Genomic DNA, 19,795 nt, shown 5'->3' on the forward strand with positions numbered 1-19,795 from the left:
AAATCGTGAGCGGGCGCCTTAGCGCCAAAGCGCTCAAAAGGGAAGCCGCGCGTGATTCGCCGGCCGAGCCCGGCGCCCGCCCATCACGCCGGGTTGTTTTCCTTCAGGAACGCCTCGAGCTCCTTCAGCCATTGCACCCGATCCGCCTCTTCCGAGAAATGATGGTCGCCCTTGGGCTGCTCGACATAACGATAGGGCTTGCCCGCCGCTTTCAGCTTCTCGACCATCTCGCGCGATTGCTTCACCGGCACGACCCGGTCGGCCTTGCCGTGCATGATCAGGATCGGGATCGAGAAGTCCGCGGCATAGTTGACCGGCGACACGGCCTTCAGGTCCGGCGCCTGGGCGCGCAGCCAGTCCTTGCGCCGCCCCGCGTTCAGGAAATTGCCGTCGTAACGGACCATCGCCGACATGTCGGAAACGCCGGCATAGGACACCGCGCACCGATAGACGCCCTTGTCGCGCTGCGCTGCCCGGAACGCGGCATAGCCGCCATAGGAGCCGCCGACGATGCAGACGCGCTTCGCATCGGCAATGCCCTCGCCCACCGCCCATTTCACGGCGTCGGTCAGGTCGTCCTGCATGGCCAGGCCCCATTGGCCGCGGCCCTTTTCGGCAAAGCTGTTGCCGAAGCCTGAGGAGCCCCGGTAGTTGGGCTGAAGTACCACATAGCCGCGGCTGGCGAGGAACTGGGCCCACCAGTCCCAGCTCTCGTCGTCGCGCGCGAACGGGCCGCCATGGGGCATGAGGATCAGCGGCAGGTTCTTCGCCGATGCGCCCTTGGGCGTGGTCAGCACCGCCTGGATCTCCAGCCCGTCGCGCGCCTTGTAGCGGATCGTCCTGACGGGAGAGAGCGCGTCGTTGCCAAGGTCCTCGTTCACCTTGGCGAGGACATGCATCACGCCTTCGTCGGGCCGGTAGAGATAATAGGCGCCTGGCCGGTCGGCGCCGCCGACATAGACGATCAGCAGGCTGAAATCGCGGCTCCAGGACGTGATGAGGGCCTGGCGGGTGCCGACCGCCTTGTCGAGATCCGCCTGCACCTTCGCCAGCACCGGGTCGAACCAATGGGTGTGGGGGCGGGTGTCGATATAGCGGGCGCCGATCATCTTCGTGCCGCCGGCGCCGGTGATCAGATTGTCGATATCATATCCCGCCACCCCGAACAGCTTGCTGCCGGTCTTCAGCGAGGCGAGGTCGAGATCATAGACTGCGTCGAAGCCGTCCGGATCGTCATAGGCGATTGCCTTGCCGGGTTCGGGCAGGAACATCGCCGGCACGTTGCCAAGCGTGGCATCCTTGCCGCGGGCCTTGACGACGGTCCGGAAGGAGGCATCGGCATTGTCCCGGTACAACAGCCGCGAACTGCGTCGGTCGTCGTCATAGGCGATGCCCATCCGCACGGTGCCGGTGCCGTCCGCATACCAGTCGAACACCTGCGTCACGGGGTTCACCACGCGCTTGCTCTTGCCGGTCGACACGTCGAATCGCAGCACCTCGGGCCAGAATCCGAGGTCGTCGGAATAGATCGAGGTCTGCATCGACAGCAAAACATTGGGCGATCCGTCGCTTGCGATCCACAACAGGTCGTCGGCATTCTGGGCGGCAGTGGTCTTGCCCAGGATCTGCGTCGCCTTGCCATCGGCGCTGATGCCGATGGCCCGGCGGATATACCATTCGGAGCCCTGAACGCTTGAGATCGCCCCGACCTTGGCGACCAGCCAGTCGTCATTCACCCAGGTCCAGTCGTTCAGGTCGGCATCGCCCGCGCTGAGCTGTTTGGTCTTCTTGAAATCGTCCAGCGGGATGATCGCCAGTCGCTGAATGCCGTTGACGGCGAGGCGCGTCGCGATCTTGCTGCCATTGGGCGACAGCTCGGGTCCTTCCATGAAGGGCAGCCGCGCGAACAGTTCGAGCGGGATCGGGGAAGGCAGCTTCGCCTGGGGCGCGGTGGGGGCCGGGGCGGGTGCTGCCGCCTGGTCCTGTGCCATGACGCTCATCGGCGCGAACAACAGCGCCGCACCCGCACACAACAGCATCCAACGCATGAACAAGCCCCCTGATTCCCCGCGCCTGCCTAGCCTATCCGGGGGGCGGCGAAAAGCGGTCAGGTTACGGATATTAGGGCCGAAATGAAGCGTTTAGCAGTTTTGTAAAATGTAGCGCGCTTACAAAAACCGCGCCGGGATCGCTCCCGACGCGGTCTTGTCGACAGGGGCGGCAGCCTGCCGCCCCTGAAGGGGTGGCTTCAGGCCGCGTGCGCCAATGCAGCGAGCAGCAGCAAGGCCACGATGTTGGTGATCTTGATCATCGGGTTCACCGCGGGACCCGCCGTGTCCTTGTAGGGATCGCCGACGGTATCGCCGGTCACCGCGGCCTTGTGAGCCTCGCTGCCCTTGCCGCCGTGATTGCCGTCCTCGATATATTTCTTGGCATTGTCCCATGCGCCGCCGCCCGAGGTCATCGAGATGGCGACGAACAGGCCCGACACGATCACGCCGAGCAGCAGCGCGCCGAGCGCCGCGAAGCCGCTCGCCTGGCCGGCCACCGCCGTGATGATGAAATACACCACGATCGGCGCAAGCACCGGCAGCAGCGACGGGATGATCATCTCCTTGATCGCTGCCTTGGTGACGAGATCGACGGTGCGGGCATAGTTCGGGCGAACCGTGCCCTCCATGATGCCCGGATTGTCGCGGAACTGGGCGCGGACGTCCTCGACGACCGCACCTGCCGCACGACCCACTGCGGTCATGCCGAACGCACCGAAGCTGAACGGCAGCAGCGCGCCGAGCAGCAGGCCGACGATGACGTACGGATTGCTCAGCGAGAAATCGACCGCGAGATCGGGGAAGTAGATGCCCAGATCGGTCGTGTAGGCGCCGAACAGCACCAAAGCGGCAAGCGCGGCGGAGCCGATCGCATAGCCCTTGGTCACTGCCTTGGTGGTGTTGCCCACGGCGTCGAGCGCGTCGGTGCGGTGGCGGACATCGTCGGGCAGGCCCGCCATCTCGGCGATGCCGCCCGCATTGTCCGTGACCGGGCCGTACGCGTCGAGCGCCACGACCATGCCGGCCAGCGCCAGCATTGCGGTCGCGCCGAACGCGATGCCGATCACGCCGGCGAGCTGATAGGTCGCGATCACGGCGACCGAGATCACCAGCGTCGGCAGTGCCGGGCTTTCGAGGCTGACCGCGAGACCCTGGATGACGTTGGTGCCGTGGCCGGTCTCGGACGCCTTGGCGATCGAGCGGACCGGGCGATAATTGGTGCCGGTATAATATTCGGTGATCCACACCAGAGCGCCGGTAAGCGCGAGGCCGATCATCATGCACCAGAACAGCGCCATGCCGGTGAAGCCGGTGGTGACTTCGGTGTTGCCGTCGAGGAACGATCCCCCGCCGATAACGGTGTTCATGTCGCCCAGGACGTACTGGGTCGCGAAGTAGATCGCCGGGATCGAAAGGATCACCGTGGTCCAGAAGCCCTTGTAGAGCGCGCCCATGATCGAGTTGTTGGCGCCGAGGCGGACCATGTAGGTGCCGATGATCGAGGTGATGACGCAGACGCCGCCGACGAGCAGCGGCAGGGTCATCAGCTGGAACAGATGGTCGGCGTTCGGGAGGAGCAGGGCGATCGAGGCCATGGTCACGCCGATGGTGACGACATAGGTCTCGAACAGATCGGCCGCCATGCCGGCGCAGTCGCCGACATTGTCGCCCACGTTATCGGCGATGGTGGCGGGGTTGCGGGGGTCGTCCTCGGGAATGCCGGCCTCGACCTTGCCCACCAGATCGGCGCCGACATCGGCTGCCTTGGTGAAGATGCCGCCGCCGAGACGCGCGAAGATCGAGATCAGCGAGGCACCAAAGGCGAGCGCGACGAGCGAATCCACCACGATACGGCGATCGGCCTGCACCGCCAGGTCCATATGCGCCTGAGCGATCAGGTACCAGAACAGCCCGGTGATCGAGAGCAGACCCAGGCCCGCGACCAGCATGCCGGTGACCGCGCCCGAACGGAACGCCATGGTCAGGCCGCCCTGCAGCGAGGTGCGCGCGGCTTCTGCCGTGCGGACGTTCGCCTTCACCGACACGTTCATGCCGATGAAACCGGTCACGCCCGACAGGATCGCGCCGATCGCGAAGGCGATAGCCGAGGTGATGCCGAGGAAATAGCCGACCACCACCGCGACGACGACGCCGACGATGGCGATGGTGCGATATTGCCGGCCGAGATAGGCCTTGGCGCCTTCCGCGATGGCGGCGGCGATATCCTGCATCTTCTCGTTGCCGGCACTGGCCGCGAGAATCTGCCGGCTGGTAATGATGCCATAAAGTACGGCGATCAGGCCGCAGATCATGGCCGCATAGACAATCGTCATATATATCCTTCCCCTAATGGTACCGCGCCAGGCCTTTTGGCCTGTGTCCTCGGCATTTGGGCGGAAGGTATAGAGGCGCTCTACGAGAGCGCAAGCCGTTCAGGCAGTGTGCAGAAAGCCCAGCCGTGCCGGTAGTGCCACCGCTTCGGCGGCATCCATCAGGCTCAGTCCGGAACCGATGGAGAAGCGGCCGATCTGGGTGGCTGGCACCGGCAGGTCGAAGCCGGCGGGCGCTGCGAACAGCAGCTGATAATCGTCTCCCGCCGTTGCGGCGGCGATCCGCGCTTCGCGATCGTCGCCGGCGAAGCTGCGATACGCAGTCGACAACGGTACGGCGGCCAGGTCGATTTCGAGCGCCAGCCCGCTTGCCTCGGCCATCCGCGCACCGTCGATCAGCAGCCCGTCGGAGACGTCCATCATGGCATGGACAAGCGGCGCGAGCGCCCGGCCGTCGCCGATCCGCGGCATCGGGCGGCGATAGGCGGCGAGCAGTTCGTCCGGTCCTTCCGCGCCGCGCGCGATGGCGAGGCCCGCGCCGGCATCGCCGATCGTCCCAGTGACGTAGAGCGCATCGCCGGCCTGCGCCCCGCTCCGGGGCGGAGCGGCAGCGTCGGTGCCGAACGCGGTCAGGGTCAGCACGCGCGGGGCGCCCCAGGGCAGCGACACGGTGTCGCCGCCGATCAGGTTGAAGTCGAGTTGCCTGAGCCCATCGATGAAGCCGGCATCCCAGGCGGAATCGCCAGCGAGCGTGTAGTTGAGCATCACCCCGAGCGGCAGCGCGCCCTTGGCGGCCAGATCGGACAGATTCACTGCGCCGAGCTTCCAGGCAACGTCCTCGGCCGGGTCGGAGGGGAGGAAGTGAATGCCTTCGACGATGGTGTCGCTGGTCAGCACGAGCGGCCCGCCCACGTCGAGCAGTGCGGTATCGTCAAGCAACCCCCGTGCCGCTGGATGAAGCGGCAGGGTGCGGAGTGCGGCGAGGAATTCGGCTTCGTTCAAGCGATTCCTCCCCGGAACGGGGAGGGGGACCGCGAAGCGGTGGAGGGTGGCCTCCTCAGATGAAACGCTTGGGACGAGCCCCCTCCACCGTCCTTCGGACGGTCCCCCTCCCCGTTCCGGGGAGGATTAAGAGCGAACATCCTTCGCGATCGCATCCAGCAGCCCGTTCACGAACCCCGCCTCGCGCTTGTCGAAGAACGCATGCGCCACATCGACATATTCCGTGATCACCGTCGCCACCGGCACATCCGCCCGCGCCATCAGCTCGTACGTGCCCGCGCGCAGGATCGCGCGCATCGACCGGTCGAGCCGCTCCAGCGCCCAACCCTTGGCCAGCTTGCCCTTGATCGCTTCGTCGATCTCCGCCTGGCGCGCGACCGCGCCCTTCACGATATCGTCGAAGAAATCGACTTCGGCCTCGGCATATTCGGCGTCCTCGATCGTCGCGCCCAACCGATGCTGGTGGAATTCGTGCAGCAGCGGCGCGATCGCCGTGCCCTCCATCTCGTGCTGATAGAGTGCCTGGGTCGCGGCAAGCCGGGCGGCGGCGCGGGCCGTGGAGCGGGCTGAGGTTCGGCTCATAGGTTCAATTCCGTCTGGTCGCCCGCGAGGCGGAGCGCCACTGATTTCGCATGGGCAGGGAGCCCTTCCGCCTCCGCCAGCGCCACGGCCGCGGGGCCGATGGCGCCGAGCGCGGCGTGATCGAGCTGGAGGAAGCTGGTGCGCTTCATGAAGTCGAGCACCGACAGGCCGGAGGCGAAGCGCGCGCGCCGGCCGGTCGGGAGGACATGGTTGGGCCCGGCGACATAATCGCCGATCGCCTCGGGCGTGTGGCGGCCCATGAACACGGATCCGGCATGGCGAACCCGGTCGAACAAGGCCTGGGGATCGTCGCAGGCAAGTTCGAGATGCTCGGGCGCGAGCCGGTCGACCAGCGGGATCGCCTCGAACAGATCGGCAGTGACGATGATCGCGCCGTTCGCATCCCAGCTTTCGCGCGTCACCTTGGCGGTGGAAAGCTGGCCGATCTGCAGGTCGACCGCATCGGCGACGGCCTTGCCGAACGCGGCATCGTCCGTGAACAGGATCGACTGGCTGGTCGGGTCGTGCTCGGCCTGGCTGAGCAGGTCGGCGGCGATCCAGTCGGGATCGTTCTTCCCGTCAGCGACGACGACGATCTCGCTCGGTCCGGCAACCATGTCGATGCCGACCACACCGTAGAGCTGGCGCTTCGCCTCGGCGACCCAGGCATTGCCCGGGCCGGTGATGACATCCACAGCGGCAATCCGGCCGGTGCCGTAAGCCAAAGCGGCGATCGCCTGCGCCCCGCCGACGCGCCAGATTTCGTCCACGCCGGCGATGTACGCGGCGGCCAGCACCAGTGGATTGACCTCGCCGTCGGGCGTGGGCGTCACCATCACCAGCCGCTCGACCCCGGCGACCTTGGCCGGGATCGCGTTCATCAGCACTGAGGAGGGATAGGCCGCGCGACCGCCCGGGATATAGATGCCGGCGTTCTGAATCGCATTCCACCGCGCGCCGAGCCGGACGCCGGCCGAGTCGGTCGAATCGCTATCTTCGGGCTTCTGCTTCAGGTGATAGGCAGCGATCCGTTCCGCCGCGAGCTCGATCGCGTCGCGCAATTCCGGCTCGAGCCCGTCGAGCGCGGCCAGCCAGTCGGCTTTCTCGATCCGCCAGCCGGTCTCGTTGAGATCGTGCCGGTCGAATTTCTTCGTGAACGCGTGAAGCGCAGCATCCCCTTCGTCACGCACGCTGGCGACGATGGTCCGCACGTCGCGCGCGACATCGGCATCAGCCTCGCGCCGCGCGTTGACGAGCGCGGTGAAGTCGCGCTCGAACCCCGGATCGGAAGTGGAGAGACGGATCATCTAAAAGCCCCTCCCCTTCAGGGGAGGGGTTGGGGTGGGGGATTCCGCCAACCCGAAACGATGACGATTGCGGGAAGGCCCCACCCCCGACCCCTCCCCTGAAGGGGAGGGGAGATAGTGAGCATCACGCCCCATCGCGCATCTCCACTGCCCGCCGGAAAGCATCCACCAGCGGCACCACCTCCGCCCGTGTCTTGAACGCAGCCCGGTTGACGATCAGCCGCGACGTGACCTCGGCGATCACCTCGACCTCGACCAACCCATTTTCCTTGAGCGTTTTGCCCGACGACACCAGATCCACGATCCGCGGCGCCAGCCCAAGCGTCGGCGCCAACTCCATCGCCCCGTTGAGCTTCACGCACTCGGCCTGAACCCCGCGCGCCTCGAAATGCTGACGCGTCACGTGCGGATATTTGGTCGCGATGCGCACATGGCTCCAGCCGCGTGGATCGTCGCCCGCCGCCATATCGGCCGGTTCCGCGACCGACAGTCGGCAATGCCCGATGCCGAGATCCACCGGGGCGTAGAGCTCCGAATAATCGAACTCCGCCAGCACGTCCGATCCCACGATGCCCAGCTGCGCCGCGCCATGCGCGACGAAGGTCGCGACATCGAACGCGCGCACCCGGATCAGGTCGATCCCGGGGTTGCTGGTGGAGAAGCGCAGCGCGCGGCTGTCCTCGTCGGAGAAGGCCGCTTCAGGCGTGATTCCGGCGCGCTCGAGCAGCGGCACGGCCTCGGCGAGGATGCGCCCTTTGGGGACGGCGATGATGATCGGATCGGCCATGAGTGAGCGGGGCTTTACTTGCGCCCCTTCGCGGGCGCAACAGACGCGGCGACAGGAGAAGAGGCCATGTCCAGCGAAGAGAACAACCGCGGCGCATTCCTGATCCAGGAACATTTCTGCACCGTGATGGGCGCGCCAATCACCGCGCGCCTGTGCGCTGCGCTCTCGCTCAGCCTGAATCGCGATACCAGGACCGGCAGGCGCGTGCTCGACTGGCCGGGCGAACCGACCACCGATGCGTTGCCGCTCAGACTGGTCGGCGGGCTGCACGCACTCGACCTTTCCGGGCAGGCACCAGGCTTGTCCGATGTGTTCGCCGGCAAGGTAACCGATTCGGATGCGGTGCAGCAGGTGCTTCGCGACACGTTCCTCGCGCACGACGACGCGCTGCTTCCCTGGCTCGATGGCCCGCCCCAGACCAACGAGGCAGGCCGCTCCGCTGCGCTGATGACGGGCCTGATTCAGGTTGCGCATCGTCACGGCCCGAAGCTGGAACTGCTCGAGATCGGCTCCAGCGCCGGGCTCAACCTGCTGATCGACCGCTTCCACTTCGATCTGGGTGGCGTAGCGGTTGGCCCGGCCAATTCGTCGATCACGATCAAGCCCGAATGGCGCGGCGCACCCCCGCCCGACGTGCCGATCGAGATCGAGTCGGTCCGTGGCGTCGAAATCCATCCGATCGACGTCAGCGATCCCGCCGCCGCCGACCGGTTGCGCGCCTATGTGTGGGCGGACAATCCCGACCGGCTCGACCGCCTGTCGCGCGCCATCGCGATGATCGCCGAGAAGCCGGTGAACCTGACGCAGGGTGACGCGGCCGACTGGGTCGAGGCGCGGCTCGCCGAAGCACAGCCGCCCGGGGTTGCGCGCGTCCTGATGCACTCTGTCGTCTGGCAATATCTCGGCGAAGAGCGCCAGGCGCGGATCGAGGCGGCGATGGCCGTCGCAGCGGAGCAGGCAACGGCGGAGCGCCCGCTTGCCTGGGTGCGCATGGAGCCCAACCGCGTCGCAGCGAAGCAACAAGTGTGGATTCAGAGCTGGCCGGATCATGGCGACCCCATCATCCTCGCCGACGTGCAGGCTCATGGCGCCTGGATCGAACCGGTCTGATGTTCGCAGAAATGTCAGTTACCCTACTGACATTTCCAACCTGTCTCGCCGCTCATGGGACTCGCGTCCTGCGGCCTGTTGATTCAACGGGGTGTCCGCCGCGGCTATCCCACGGGTATGATCTTAGCCAAGCCAGTCCTGGATCGCCTGCGTCACCGCTTCCGGCGCTTCCCACGGCACGAAATGCCCGGCATCGACTTTCACCAACGTCATGTCGGGCACCAGCGTATCGAGCCCCTCGAGCTGGCTCGGCAGCAGCGCCTTGTCGCCCATGCCCCAGATCACCAATGTCGGTTGCTTGATCGGCGGGAAAGGCGCGCTCAGGAAAGCGGGAGGCTCGGCTTCCTCGCCGATCTCCGGCACGACGATCGCGCTGGCGCGGTACCAGTTGAGCATCGCGGTCATCGCGCCCGGCTGGCCCCATTCGTCGAGATAGGCGTCTTTCTCCGCCGCGACGTTCCCGAAATCGGTGTGGCGCATGAAGCTGCCGTCGAAAAAGGCAGGCAGGCCGATCGAGTCGATATATGTCTCGAAGTCGGGGTTGCGGAACGCCCGGATATACTGGCTCGCCTCGCGCTGCGCCGGGTCGTCGAACATCGACTTCTGGAAGACGAACGGGTGCGGCGCGTTGACGATGATCAGCCTCGCGATGCGATCGGGCCGGGTCAGCGCCGCCATCCACGCGATGGCGCCACCCCAGTCATGGCCGACCAGGGTGAAGGTCGCGATCTCGAAATGATCCGCCAGCGCGATCAGGTCGCCGACCATCTTGTCGGGGGTATAGTCGCTGACGTTCGCAGGCTTCGACGACCGCGCAAAACCGCGCTGGTCGGGGGCGAGCACGAAATGGGTCTTCGCCAGCTCCGGGATCTGGTGGCGCCAGGTGCGGTGCGATTCCGGGAAGCCGTGGAGCAGGATGATGGCGGGGCTGGTTGGGTCGCCGGCGACCGCCACGTCGAGGGTGACGCCGGTGGGCAGGTCCACGTGTTGGAGCTCAAAGGTGTCAGGCATGACTCTCTCCTTAAGCCCCTCCCCTTCGGGGGAGGGGTTGGGGTGGGGGAGTCACGGGAACGTTCGAGTTAGTCCCCCACCCCCGGCCCCTCCCCTGACGGGGAGGGGAGAAGAATTACGGATAGCTCACGGTCTTCGGCACCTCAGGAATTGGAATAAATTCCTTCTCGTCCCCCGGCACCTTGGGGAACCGCCCCGCATTCCAGTCTTCCTTCGCCTGGTTGATCCGCTCCCGGCTCGACGAGACGAAGTTCCACCACACATGCCGCGGCGTCGAAAAGGCATCGCCGCCGCACAGCATCACGCGCCCGCCGTCGCGCGACTTGAGCGAGGTCGCGACCCCCGGCTTCAGCACATAGAGCGTCATCGGTGCGAGCGGCACGCCGTCCAGGCTCGCCTCGCCCAGCGCGAGATAGACCGCGCGCTCGTCCGCATCGGCATCGACCGGCACTTCACCGCCGGGATCGAGGATGATGTCGGCATAGATCGTCCCCGCATAGGTCGTGGTCGGTGCGGTCTGGCCCCACAGGCTGCCCATGATGATCCGGGCGCGCGCATTGGGCGTCTCGATCACCGGCAGCGCGGCTTTCTCGACATGCTCGAACGCCGGGTCCATTTCCTCCTGCGCCTCGGGCAGCGCGATCCAGGTCTGGATGCCCGACAGGTCCGGCCCCTGCGCGCGCTGGCCGGCGGGCGAGCGTTCCGAATGGACGATGCCGTGCCCCGCGGTCATCAGGTTCACCGCCCCTGGCTCGATCGTCGCAAAGGTGCCGATCGAATCGCGATGGTCGATCGCACCCTCGAACAAATAGGTCACCGTCGCCAGGTTGATGTGCGGATGCGGCCGCACGTCGATGCCGGTGCCGACTTCGAGATGTGCCGGCCCCATCTGGTCGAAGAACAGGAACGGCCCGACCATCGTCCTGGGCTTGGACGGCAGGGTGCGATGCACCTTGAACCCGCCCAAATCGTGCGTGGTCGGCAGGATGGTCTGCAGCACGAAATCGTCGATCATGAAGCGGCTCCGTTCAGGTCCCGAAGAATCTCGGCAAGGTCTTCGGGATAGATCAGCTCATGGTGCGCGGCGATGGCCTCGCGGTCAAACCATTGCCAGTGCTGCATCACGCGCTGCTCCAGTTCGGTGTGGCGCGCGGTGTCGATCTCGGCGGTGTCGGTGCGGATCAGGAAATAGCGCTCGTCGGCGGTGACCGGCACGCCCTCCAGCGTGACGAACTCGACCAGCCGCCGGAAGATCTCCGGCCCGGGTTCGGCATGGATGCCCGTTTCCTCGATCAACTCGCGCCGCGCCGCCTCTTCATAGGTCTCGCCAGGGTCGACCGCCCCGCCCGGGGTCGCCCAGAAAGGCGGGCGGTCCGCCGCGACGAAGCGGAACAGCAGCACGCGCCCGGCAGGGTCCATCAGCAGGATGCGCGCCGCCGGGCGCTCGGCCAGGCTCATGCCGCGTCGAGCTCGGGATAATGGCGGAAGATGCCGTCCTCGTTGAACGCGATGCGCCGCTCGCTCTCCAGATAGGCCGCGATGCCCGGCAGCGCCACCACCCGGTCGTGAAGCGCGACCAGCCCGGGATAATCGCTCTCGATCGCCGCCATCCGTTTCGGGAACATGTAACGCAGCCCTTCGACGATCTGGAACAGCGAGGTGTCGCCATAGCTCCAGCGCGCGCCGGTCAGCCAGTCGCCCTTGTGCGCCCTGGTCGAGGCCTCGAAATGCTCCAGGAACTTCGGCAAACGCTCCTCGCGCATCGTTGTCGCCGCACGCGCCGCCTCGGGTTTCTGGTCGCGATAATAGTCGGAGATGCTCACCGGATGATGCACATTGTGTACCTCGGCGACGAGATCGGCGACGGTCAGCTGGAGCTGGTTGACCCAGTGGCGCTGCGCCGCCGGCACCAGATCATGCTTCTCGCCCAGATAGAGCAGGATATTGGCGACCTGCGCGACCGTGCCGTCTTCCAGCTCGAGATAGGGCGGGGCGAACGGGCCGTCGGTGCCGTGCCGCTCCATATTCGCCATCAGCGCTTCTTCGTCGGTCTCGCGCGCGCAATCGCGATAGGCGATGCCCGCTGCCTCGAGCGGCAGCCGCACGAATTCTCCGCGCCCCTGGATCGAGGGCCAGTACCAGAGCCTGTACGCCATGCTTATTCTCCCGGCGCGCGCGCCCGGATGGCAAGCGCATGGATGCGCGAGGACAGCAGATCGGCGAGCGCCTGGTTCACCAGCCGCTGGCGCTGGACGCGATTCAGCCCCTCGAAGGCGGGGCTTTCGACGATCACGGTGAAGTGCGATTCGCCCGTGCCGTCATCGCCCATATGCCCGGCGTGCTGGGCGCTGTCGTTGACCACTTCGAGATGCGTCGGTTCGAGCGCTGAAGCGAGGCGGGTCGCGATTTCGGAGGCGACGGGACCGGTGGCGATACTGGACATCGCTCTTATATAGGCCGCTTTGTTCAAATCGGGGAGCCGCGTGGCGCGGGATAGTGAAAAGAAGGATCGACCGAACGCTCGCTTTCACGGCCGTGTGGAAGGGACGGGCAGGCTGTGCGCGCATCCGGGCTGCGAAGTTCCGGGCGAATTCCGCGCGCCGCCGGAGGAAGGCCCGGCCAATGGCTTCGAGGGACCGCGGCCCTATCGCTGGTTCTGCCTCGACCATGTCCGCGAATTCAACGCGCGGTACAATTTCTTCCAGGGCATGAGCGCGGACGAAATCCACGACGCGCAGCGCCCCTTTTCCGGCTGGGAACGCGAAACCCGCGCTTTCACGCAGACGGGTGGCGCCGACCGTCCACCGCGATGGGCCGATTTCAGCGACCCGCTCGACGCGATCGGCGCACGGTTCCAACGCAGGATGGACGAAGCGCGCAAGGACGGCCGGCCTTTGTCGGACAGCGACCGGCGCTCGCTCAAGGTGCTGGGCCTTCCCACCGACACGGACCGCCGCGGCCTGCGCCAGCGCTATGCCGAACTCGTCCGCCGCTACCATCCCGACCGCAACGGCGGCGACCGCAGCCATGAAAAGGCGCTGCAGGAAGTGATCGCAGCCTACACCCAGCTGAAAGGCGCGCCGGCGTTTGCCTGAGCTGACTCCCCCGCTGGGCGAGGGACGGATTCAGTAGGCCAGCTTCGGCTGGAAATCGCCGCGTCCCTCTGGCGTCGTGTCGAACAACGCCCAGAGCGGATCGAGCAGATCATTGTGCCGATAATCCTGCCCTGGCTCGGCGGGCACATAGAGAAGTTCGCTTCCCCAGCAATGCCGCACTGCATCGCCATCCTTTCGGAAGACGTTGAGCACCGGCATGTCCCATTCTTCGCCGGGCTTGAAATCCTGCTGCACCCGCATTGCCGGGCTTAGCTTCAATGAGTCGCCAAAATAATCGGCGTCATAGTCGTTGCCTGCGGTCGACAGGAACCGGAGATGCGGCCAATCGCGATCCCGCGCCCATGCAAGCAGCCTCGCCAGGGGGGACTTCGCGACGATATACAGCGTCACCCGTTCCGGTGCATGCCGCATCACCCCGTCCCAGCTGTCGAGCGTGTGGGTGCAGCCCGGGCAAGGCGCGTCGCGACAGCTCCGAAAGCCTGACCTTCACCGGATTGTCGTCCGGCCCGATCCGTTCGAACACATAATCTTCTTTCGCCACCCCGCCTGGCGGCAGGGCACGGCGCTGCGCCGCGACAGCTTCGATCTGCCGGCGCAATTCCATCTCCGCATCGAGCAATGCGTTGCGCGCGGTCCGGTATTCCTGGCTCTCATTGGGATAAGCGAGATGTTCCATGACAGTGCTCCTTGTCAGCCCTGCCGCGCCATCTTCTCGCGCCGGGCGATCTCCAGCGCCGACGGCGCCTGCGTCGCGAACGATCCGATCGGCACCGGCCCGGCAGGTTCATAGGTCGCGATGATCACCCCGGTGGTCGACACCTTCGCCTCGACCAGTTTCATCGCGCCGGATGTCACGCCCTCGGCGAACAGCCGCTTCCCGCCGCCCAGCACCACCGGGAAGGTCATCACGAACAGCCGGTCGATCAGCCCGGCCGCGAGCAGCGCCGGATATAATTTGCTGCTGCCCTGGATCAGCAGGTCGGGGCCGTCGCTCGCCTTGACCCTCGCGACCCCCGCGGCCGCATCGCCGTTGATCGCGACCGAATTGGCCCAGCCCAGCGGTTCGGTCGACGACGTGACCACATATTTGGTCACGGCATCGAACTTCTCGCCGATCGGATCGCCCTGCTGGAAAGGCCAATAGGCGGCAAAGATGTCATAGGTGAACCGCCCGAGCAGCAGATCGAAATCGTCGCCCAGCACGCCGCCCATCTGCTGCTGCATCACCTCGTCCCACAGGGTCGCGGTCCAGCCGCCCAAAGTGAAGCCGCCGGTCGTGTCCTCCTCGGGCGCGCCGGGGCCCTGGATGACGCCGTCGAGCGACTGGAACACGCCAGCGATGATCTTTCTCATGGAGAATTCCTTGATCGATATGGTGCGGCGCACGCCGCCCGGGCCGTGCTCACCCGACCGGCAAGCGACAACCCGGGCGGCTTCGCGCTCAGGCCACCTTTTCGCCTTCGAAGGCACGCTCGATCGCGGCGATGTCGATCTTCTTCATCTCCATCATCGCATCCATCGCGCGCTTCGCTGCGGCACGATCCGGGCTGGTCATCGCGTCGAGCAGCTTTTGCGGCGTGATCTGCCAGGACAGGCCGAACCTGTCCTTGCACCAGCCGCACGGCCCTTCCGATCCGCCATCGGCGATCAGCGCGTTCCAGTAGCGGTCGGTCTCCGCCTGGTCCTTCGTATGGACCTGGAACGAGATCGCCTCGTTGAACTTGAACAGCGGCCCGCCGTTCAGCCCGAGGAACGGGTTGCCCAATACGGTGAACTCCACGGTGAGCACGTCGCCCGCCTTGCCGCTCGGATGGTCGCCGGGCGCGCGGTGGACCTTGTCGACATGGCTGTCGGGGAAGATGCCGGCATAGAGCGCGGCTGCTTCTTCGGCCTGTCCGTCAAACCACAGGCACGGTGCGATCTTCGTCATTTCACTCTCCTCGATACGCTGAAGGTAACCCCCGTTCTTGTCGGGTCGGTCCGTCACTGGTTGCCCGGGCCGACCACCCCGAACATCACGCCGAGCGTATCGCTCGCGACGATGATGCGATCCCCGCCGGGCACGTCCATCGGCCCGGCATGGACGGTTCCGCCATTCTTCGTGACCTTGGCGGCGGCCTCCTCGATATCCGGCGCGCGGAAATAGAATTGCCAGGCGGGTGGCGGGCCCTGCGGCGGTGCCTGCATGGTCGCGCCGATCGTCTGGCCGCCGGCTTCGACGAAGATGTAATCGCCGTTCTCGCCCATCGGCATCTTGTCGGGATAGGTCCAGCCGAACACCTCGGCGTAAAAGGCATTGGCGCCGGCCTGGTCGGGCGTCGACAGCTCGTTCCAGTTGCACTTGCCCATGCCCATCCGGTCCCAGGCAGTGCTGTCACCTTCGCTGGCGCCGCGCATGACGTAGAAGGGGATGCCCTGCGGGTCGGTGACCATCGCGATCCGGCCGACATCGGGGATGTCCCAGGCGGGCATCATCACCTTGCCGCCCGCCGCCTCGATCTTCTCGACCGAGGCATCGACGTCGTTCACGCCGATATAGAAGAGCCAGGTCGGTTTCGCCCCGCCGGCGACCATCTGCTCGGTCAGGCGGAACACGCCGCCGACGAAGTCGCCGTTGCTGCCGCTGTCGATCATGCGGTAATCCATGTCGCCATCCGGCTTGTCCTGCACCGTCCAGCCGATCACGTCGTCGTAAAAGGCCTTGGACGCCTCGGGATCGGTCGTCATCAGCTCGTACCAGATCGGCGTGCCTTCGGGATTGGCCATCGTCGTTCTCCTGGGGATTTGGGGCCTGGGGATTGGGGGCGGGGCGTCAGGCGTCGAGGATAGGAGCGAAGCCGCCATAGACCATGCGCTTGCCGTCGAACGGCATCTCCGCATCGGCGGACGGCTTCATCCGCTCGTCCTCCATCACCTTGGCCATGCCGGCATCGCGGGTCGCCTTGTCGGGCCATTCGACCCAGGAGAAGACGACTTTCTCGCCCTCGGTCGCCGCCACGGCGCCCTGGAAATCGGTGACCTCGCCTTTGGGCACATGATCGCCCCAGGCCTCGACCACGCGGGTCGCGCCATGGTCGCGGAACACCTCGGACGCCTTGTCCGCCATGCCGCGATAGGCGTCTTGCTTGCCGTCCTCGACCGGCACCAGATAGCCGTCGACATAGCCGGTCGATGCGCCCGTGCCATGGTCCAGCAGCGGGGCGAAACCGCCATAGATCATGCGCTTGCCGTCGAAGGGCATATTGGCCATCTCGGCCATGCGCGGGTCTTCCATCATCTTCTGCATGCCGGATTCGAGCACCTCTTTCGAAGGCCATTCGATCCAGCTGAACAGCACGACCTCGTCGTCCTTCGCCTTCACCGCGCGCTTGAAATCGGTGACCTTGCCGTCCGGCACCTCGTCACCCCAATTCTCGACCATGCGAGTCATGCCGAATTCGCGGAAGAACGGCACTGCCTTGGTGGCGTGGTCGATATAGGCCTGTTTGTTGGCGGCCGGCACGGCCAGCACGAAACCCTGAATATAGCTCATCGATCGTCTCCTAGATGTCCGGCGGGTGCCGGGGGCCCGCCCCGGATGTTTCCGGTGGCGCAATGGGGGCCCCGGATGTTTCCGGCGGCGTAATGGGGGGCGCCCCGGATCTTTCCGGTGGCAGGGTGGGTGGTCAGTCGCGGCGCGCCATCAGCGCACGAAGGGCCGGAGTACGCAGATACAGCCCGGCCCAGGCAAGCACGCCGATATACACCCCGAACAACGTGTGGGTGAACAACGGGCTCCCGATCCGGGCGTGCGTAGCGACCGCTCCGCCGAGATATGCGGTCAGGATGATCGCACCGAGCAGCGCGGTGCGCGGCCAGGCGTAGAGCAGTACCGATCCCAGCGTCAGCACGCCGAGCAGGCGCGCGGTCGCGATATCGGTCGGCCAGCCAAGCGTGGCCATGGTGTCGATCACTGGCTGGATCGGCACGAGCTTGATCGCGCCATCGAGCAGCAGGAACAGGATCACCAGCCCGCTCATCGCGCGTCCGGCGATGACGGCGCCGTTGCGGGGCAGGGCGCCGCGGACCGGTGCGGGCGAGTCGAGAGTGATGGCGTTCATCGTCCGTCTCCTTGAAAGAGGTTCAGGCGTCGACCGGCTCGCCGCCGCCCGACATCGCGGCCATCGCCGCCTCGACGTCCATCCAGGTCAACTCGATGATATGGCCGTCCGGATCCTCGAAGCTGCGGCCGTACATGAAGCCGAAATCCTGCGCCGGGACCGGATCGGGCCGGGCACCGGCGGCAATCGCCTTGGCCAGGGTCTGGTCGACCTCGTCGCGGCTGTCCTCGGTCAGGCAGATCAGCACTTCGCAATCGGTGCGCGCATCGACGATTGTCTTGGAGGTGAAGTCGCTGAACCGGGCATGGCTCAGCAGCATCAGGCTGATCGACTCGGAGAACATCAGCATCGCGGTGCTGCTCTCCTGGCAGAAGCGCTCGTCCTTGGTCCCGCCGATCGCCTGATAAAAGGCGGTCGAGCGTTCGACGTCGGCAACGGGCAGGTTCACGAAGATCATCTTGGGCATGGCAAATCCTTTCCTGTGTGTTTCTGGCGAATCACTGTTTGACGGTGATGACGCATCGAGTTATTAAAAGCAACCATGGAGTTAGAAAAAATAACCGACTCGGCGAAAAAGGCGGAAAAGCGTTGGTATGACGACGCCTGCGGCACCGCGCTGGCGATGGAGCTGGTCGGCGAGCGCTGGTCGCTGCTGATCGTGCGCGAATTGATGTTCGGCCCGCGCCGCTTCGGCGAGCTGAAGAAAGCGCTCGGCGGGATCAGCGCGAATGTGCTGACTCAGCGGCTGGAGGGCATGGAGGAAGTCGGCATCCTCACGCGCCAGAAGCTGCCGCCGCCCGCCTCGGTGCAGGTCTATGGCCTCACCCCCTGGGGTTATGCGAGCGAACGCGCGATCCAGGAGCTTGGCCGCTGGGCGGTGCAGTCGCACCGGCACGACACGACGCTGCCGCTCAGCGCCGCCTCGATCATGCTGTCCTTCCGCACGATGATCGACCGGTCCCGATCGGGCGAGGTGAATCGCACCATCGGCTTCCGTTTCGGCGAGGACGAATTCGTCGCGACGGTCGATGCGGAGGGCATCGCGATTCGCCGGACCGACCCGCGCGCAGCCGATGTGATGGTCGATACCGACCCGGTGACCTTGGCGTCGGTCGTTTATGGCGGGCGCCCGATCGAGGACGCGGAATCGGCCGGATCGTTGAAATTATCGGGCGATCGCCCCCTTGCGGAGCAGTTCGTGACGCTGTTTCCGTTGCCGCCCAAGACGGGTTCGGCTTGACGAACGGTATTTCCGTTCGCACTGAGCTTGTCGAAGTGCCGTTCTTCCTTCTCGATCGTTGAAGAGGAGCAGGGCTTCTGCAGATCAGCCCGAACGGTACGAGATCATGACGGACATACCCAACACCCAGCCCGACAGCCGCGAGACGACGATCATGGACGCCCCCGACAAGGTGGTGAAGGTCCGTGATCTGTTCGGCATCGATTCGGACATGGAGGTTCCCGCCTTCTCCGAGGCGGACGAGCGCGTGCCCGATCTCGATCCCGCCTATGTGTTCGACGGCGACACCACGCTCGCGATCTGCGCCGGCTTCGCGCACAACCGCCGCGTGATGGTCCAGGGCTATCACGGTACCGGCAAGTCGACTCATATCGAGCAGGTCGCGGCGCGCCTGAAATGGCCGTGCATCCGCATCAACCTCGATGCGCATATCAGCCGCATCGACCTGGTCGGCCGTGACGCGATCGTGCTCAAGGACGGCCAGCAGGTCACCGAATTCCGCGAAGGCCTGCTGCCCTGGGCGCTGCAGACGCCGACGGCCCTGGTATTCGACGAATACGACGCCGGCCGCCCGGACGTGATGTTCGTCATCCAGCGCGTGCTGGAGACCGAGGGCAAGTTGACCCTGCTCGATCAGAACCGCGTGATCCGCCCCAACCCCTGGTTCCGCCTGTTCGCCACCGCCAACACGGTCGGCCTGGGCGACACGAGCGGGCTCTATCACGGCACGCAGCAGATCAACCAGGGCCAGATGGACCGCTGGAACATCGTCGTCACGCTCAACTATCTGCCTGCCGCGGTCGAGGCGCAGATCGTGCTCGCCAAGTCGGGCGAATATGACAAGCCCGAGGGCAAGCAGGTCGTCGACAACATGGTCCGCGTCGCCGATCTGACGCGCCGCGGCTTCATCAACGGCGACATCTCGACCGTGATGAGCCCGCGTACCGTGATCACCTGGGCGCAGAACGCGCTGATCTTCGGTGACGTCGGCTTCGCCTTCCGCTTGTCCTTCCTCAACAAGTGCGACGAGGCGGAGCGGGCACTGGTTGCCGAATATTATCAGCGCGTGTTCGGCAAGGATCTGCCCGAGAGCGTGGTCGGCAAGGGTTGAGCCTCGGTTTCACCCATAATCTTCTTCCCCGGCGAAGGCCGGGGCCCA

22 protein-coding genes and 2 pseudogenes are annotated in these 19,795 nt (G+C 65.8%); 4 read left to right on the forward strand and 20 right to left on the reverse strand.

The genetic code is table 11. The annotated features are described in order from the left end of the window. Positions 1-83: 83 nt before the first annotated feature. The 6 genes from WC729_RS27935 to hisG form a co-directional block, all read right to left on the reverse strand. Positions 84-2,048: an alpha/beta hydrolase family protein gene (locus WC729_RS27935; RefSeq protein WP_372857968.1), complete on the reverse strand. Its 1,965-nt coding sequence runs from the start codon at positions 2,046-2,048 to the stop codon at positions 84-86. 200 nt (positions 2,049-2,248) lie between these two features. Beyond that, complete coding sequence (locus tag WC729_RS27940) at positions 2,249-4,384, reverse strand: sodium-translocating pyrophosphatase (protein ID WP_372857970.1); 2,136 nt, start codon at positions 4,382-4,384, stop codon at positions 2,249-2,251. A 99-nt stretch (positions 4,385-4,483) separates the two neighbouring features. Further along, positions 4,484-5,383 carry a thiamine-phosphate kinase gene (gene thiL / locus WC729_RS27945; protein ID WP_372857971.1) on the reverse strand — a complete coding sequence of 300 codons (900 nt, stop codon included), beginning with the start codon at positions 5,381-5,383 and terminating at the stop codon, positions 4,484-4,486. A gap of 126 nt (positions 5,384-5,509) precedes the next feature. Then, complete coding sequence (gene nusB / locus WC729_RS27950) at positions 5,510-5,965, reverse strand: transcription antitermination factor NusB (protein ID WP_372857972.1); 456 nt, start codon at positions 5,963-5,965, stop codon at positions 5,510-5,512. Then, entirely contained in the window at positions 5,962-7,272 is a 1,311-nt protein-coding gene (gene hisD / locus WC729_RS27955; RefSeq protein WP_372857974.1) for a histidinol dehydrogenase, read from the reverse strand. The genes nusB and hisD overlap by 4 nt, the downstream gene beginning before the upstream one ends. Positions 7,273-7,396: 124 nt before the next feature. Next, the gene (hisG, locus tag WC729_RS27960; RefSeq protein WP_372857975.1) at positions 7,397-8,059 is read right to left on the reverse strand and encodes an ATP phosphoribosyltransferase; all 663 of its coding nucleotides are present in this window, start codon (positions 8,057-8,059) and stop codon (positions 7,397-7,399) included. A 66-nt stretch (positions 8,060-8,125) separates the two neighbouring features. Between hisG and WC729_RS27965 the strand changes: the two genes are divergently transcribed. Continuing rightward, the gene (locus WC729_RS27965; protein WP_372857976.1) at positions 8,126-9,169 is read left to right on the forward strand and encodes a DUF2332 domain-containing protein; all 1,044 of its coding nucleotides are present in this window, start codon (positions 8,126-8,128) and stop codon (positions 9,167-9,169) included. 123 nt (positions 9,170-9,292) lie between these two features. Here WC729_RS27965 and WC729_RS27970 read toward each other — a convergent pair whose 3' ends face one another. The 5 genes from WC729_RS27970 to WC729_RS27990 form a co-directional block, all read right to left on the reverse strand. Continuing rightward, positions 9,293-10,180 (reverse strand): alpha/beta fold hydrolase, encoded by an 888-nt coding sequence (locus WC729_RS27970; protein WP_372857977.1) that lies wholly within the window; start codon positions 10,178-10,180, stop codon positions 9,293-9,295. 115 nt (positions 10,181-10,295) lie between these two features. Further along, entirely contained in the window at positions 10,296-11,195 is a 900-nt protein-coding gene (locus WC729_RS27975) for a pirin family protein (protein WP_372857978.1), read from the reverse strand. Further along, complete coding sequence (locus tag WC729_RS27980) at positions 11,192-11,638, reverse strand: NUDIX hydrolase (RefSeq protein WP_372857979.1); 447 nt, start codon at positions 11,636-11,638, stop codon at positions 11,192-11,194. Before WC729_RS27980 ends, WC729_RS27975 begins: the two co-directional genes overlap by 4 nt. Continuing rightward, positions 11,635-12,336 carry a glutathione S-transferase gene (locus WC729_RS27985; protein ID WP_372857980.1) on the reverse strand — a complete coding sequence of 234 codons (702 nt, stop codon included), beginning with the start codon at positions 12,334-12,336 and terminating at the stop codon, positions 11,635-11,637. The genes WC729_RS27980 and WC729_RS27985 overlap by 4 nt, the downstream gene beginning before the upstream one ends. A 2-nt stretch (positions 12,337-12,338) precedes the next feature. Then, positions 12,339-12,623 carry a BolA family protein gene (locus WC729_RS27990; RefSeq protein WP_372857981.1) on the reverse strand — a complete coding sequence of 95 codons (285 nt, stop codon included), beginning with the start codon at positions 12,621-12,623 and terminating at the stop codon, positions 12,339-12,341. 40 nt (positions 12,624-12,663) lie between these two features. On the opposite strand from WC729_RS27990, the gene WC729_RS27995 reads away from it, so the two are divergent. Continuing rightward, positions 12,664-13,275 carry a J domain-containing protein gene (locus tag WC729_RS27995; RefSeq protein ID WP_372857983.1) on the forward strand — a complete coding sequence of 204 codons (612 nt, stop codon included), beginning with the start codon at positions 12,664-12,666 and terminating at the stop codon, positions 13,273-13,275. Positions 13,276-13,305: 30 nt separating this feature from the next. Here the strand turns inward: WC729_RS27995 and WC729_RS28000 are convergent, their stop codons facing one another. The 9 genes and pseudogenes from WC729_RS28000 to WC729_RS28040 all read right to left on the reverse strand — a co-directional run bounded on the left by WC729_RS28000 (position 13,306) and on the right by WC729_RS28040 (position 17,862). Next, positions 13,306-13,707, reverse strand: coding sequence for a DUF899 family protein (locus WC729_RS28000; protein ID WP_372857984.1), 402 nt, complete (start codon positions 13,705-13,707; stop codon positions 13,306-13,308). Positions 13,708-13,822: 115 nt separating this feature from the next. After that, a pseudogene (locus WC729_RS28005) lies at positions 13,823-13,972 on the reverse strand (DUF899 family protein); the annotation flags it as partial. A 14-nt stretch (positions 13,973-13,986) separates the two neighbouring features. After that, positions 13,987-14,649 carry a dihydrofolate reductase family protein gene (locus tag WC729_RS28010; protein WP_372857985.1) on the reverse strand — a complete coding sequence of 221 codons (663 nt, stop codon included), beginning with the start codon at positions 14,647-14,649 and terminating at the stop codon, positions 13,987-13,989. Positions 14,650-14,737: 88 nt separating this feature from the next. Beyond that, positions 14,738-15,226 carry a VOC family protein gene (locus WC729_RS28015; protein ID WP_372857986.1) on the reverse strand — a complete coding sequence of 163 codons (489 nt, stop codon included), beginning with the start codon at positions 15,224-15,226 and terminating at the stop codon, positions 14,738-14,740. A gap of 53 nt (positions 15,227-15,279) precedes the next feature. Next, positions 15,280-16,062, reverse strand: a complete 783-nt coding sequence (locus WC729_RS28020; protein ID WP_372857988.1) for a VOC family protein — start codon at positions 16,060-16,062, stop codon at positions 15,280-15,282. A 46-nt stretch (positions 16,063-16,108) separates the two neighbouring features. Further along, positions 16,109-16,516: a DUF1428 domain-containing protein gene (locus tag WC729_RS28025; protein WP_372858127.1), complete on the reverse strand. Its 408-nt coding sequence runs from the start codon at positions 16,514-16,516 to the stop codon at positions 16,109-16,111. An 18-nt stretch (positions 16,517-16,534) separates the two neighbouring features. Continuing rightward, positions 16,535-16,828 (reverse strand): annotated as a pseudogene (locus WC729_RS28030) (DUF1428 domain-containing protein); the annotation flags it as partial. 133 nt (positions 16,829-16,961) lie between these two features. Next, positions 16,962-17,396 carry a DoxX family protein gene (locus tag WC729_RS28035; protein WP_372857989.1) on the reverse strand — a complete coding sequence of 145 codons (435 nt, stop codon included), beginning with the start codon at positions 17,394-17,396 and terminating at the stop codon, positions 16,962-16,964. Positions 17,397-17,418: 22 nt separating this feature from the next. Continuing rightward, positions 17,419-17,862 (reverse strand): VOC family protein, encoded by a 444-nt coding sequence (locus tag WC729_RS28040; RefSeq protein ID WP_372857990.1) that lies wholly within the window; start codon positions 17,860-17,862, stop codon positions 17,419-17,421. Between the two features lie 75 nt (positions 17,863-17,937). Here WC729_RS28040 and WC729_RS28045 point away from each other — a divergent pair, with 75 nt between their 5' ends. Then, positions 17,938-18,636, forward strand: a complete 699-nt coding sequence (locus WC729_RS28045; protein WP_372857991.1) for a winged helix-turn-helix transcriptional regulator — start codon at positions 17,938-17,940, stop codon at positions 18,634-18,636. 106 nt (positions 18,637-18,742) lie between these two features. Next, positions 18,743-19,747, forward strand: coding sequence for a cobaltochelatase subunit CobS (gene cobS, locus WC729_RS28050; protein ID WP_372857992.1), 1,005 nt, complete (start codon positions 18,743-18,745; stop codon positions 19,745-19,747). The last annotated feature ends 48 nt before the right edge of the window (positions 19,748-19,795 follow it).

The organism is Sphingomonas sp. (genome assembly GCF_041661825.1).
In the GTDB taxonomy this organism is placed as follows: Bacteria; Pseudomonadota; Alphaproteobacteria; order Sphingomonadales; family Sphingomonadaceae; genus Sphingomonas.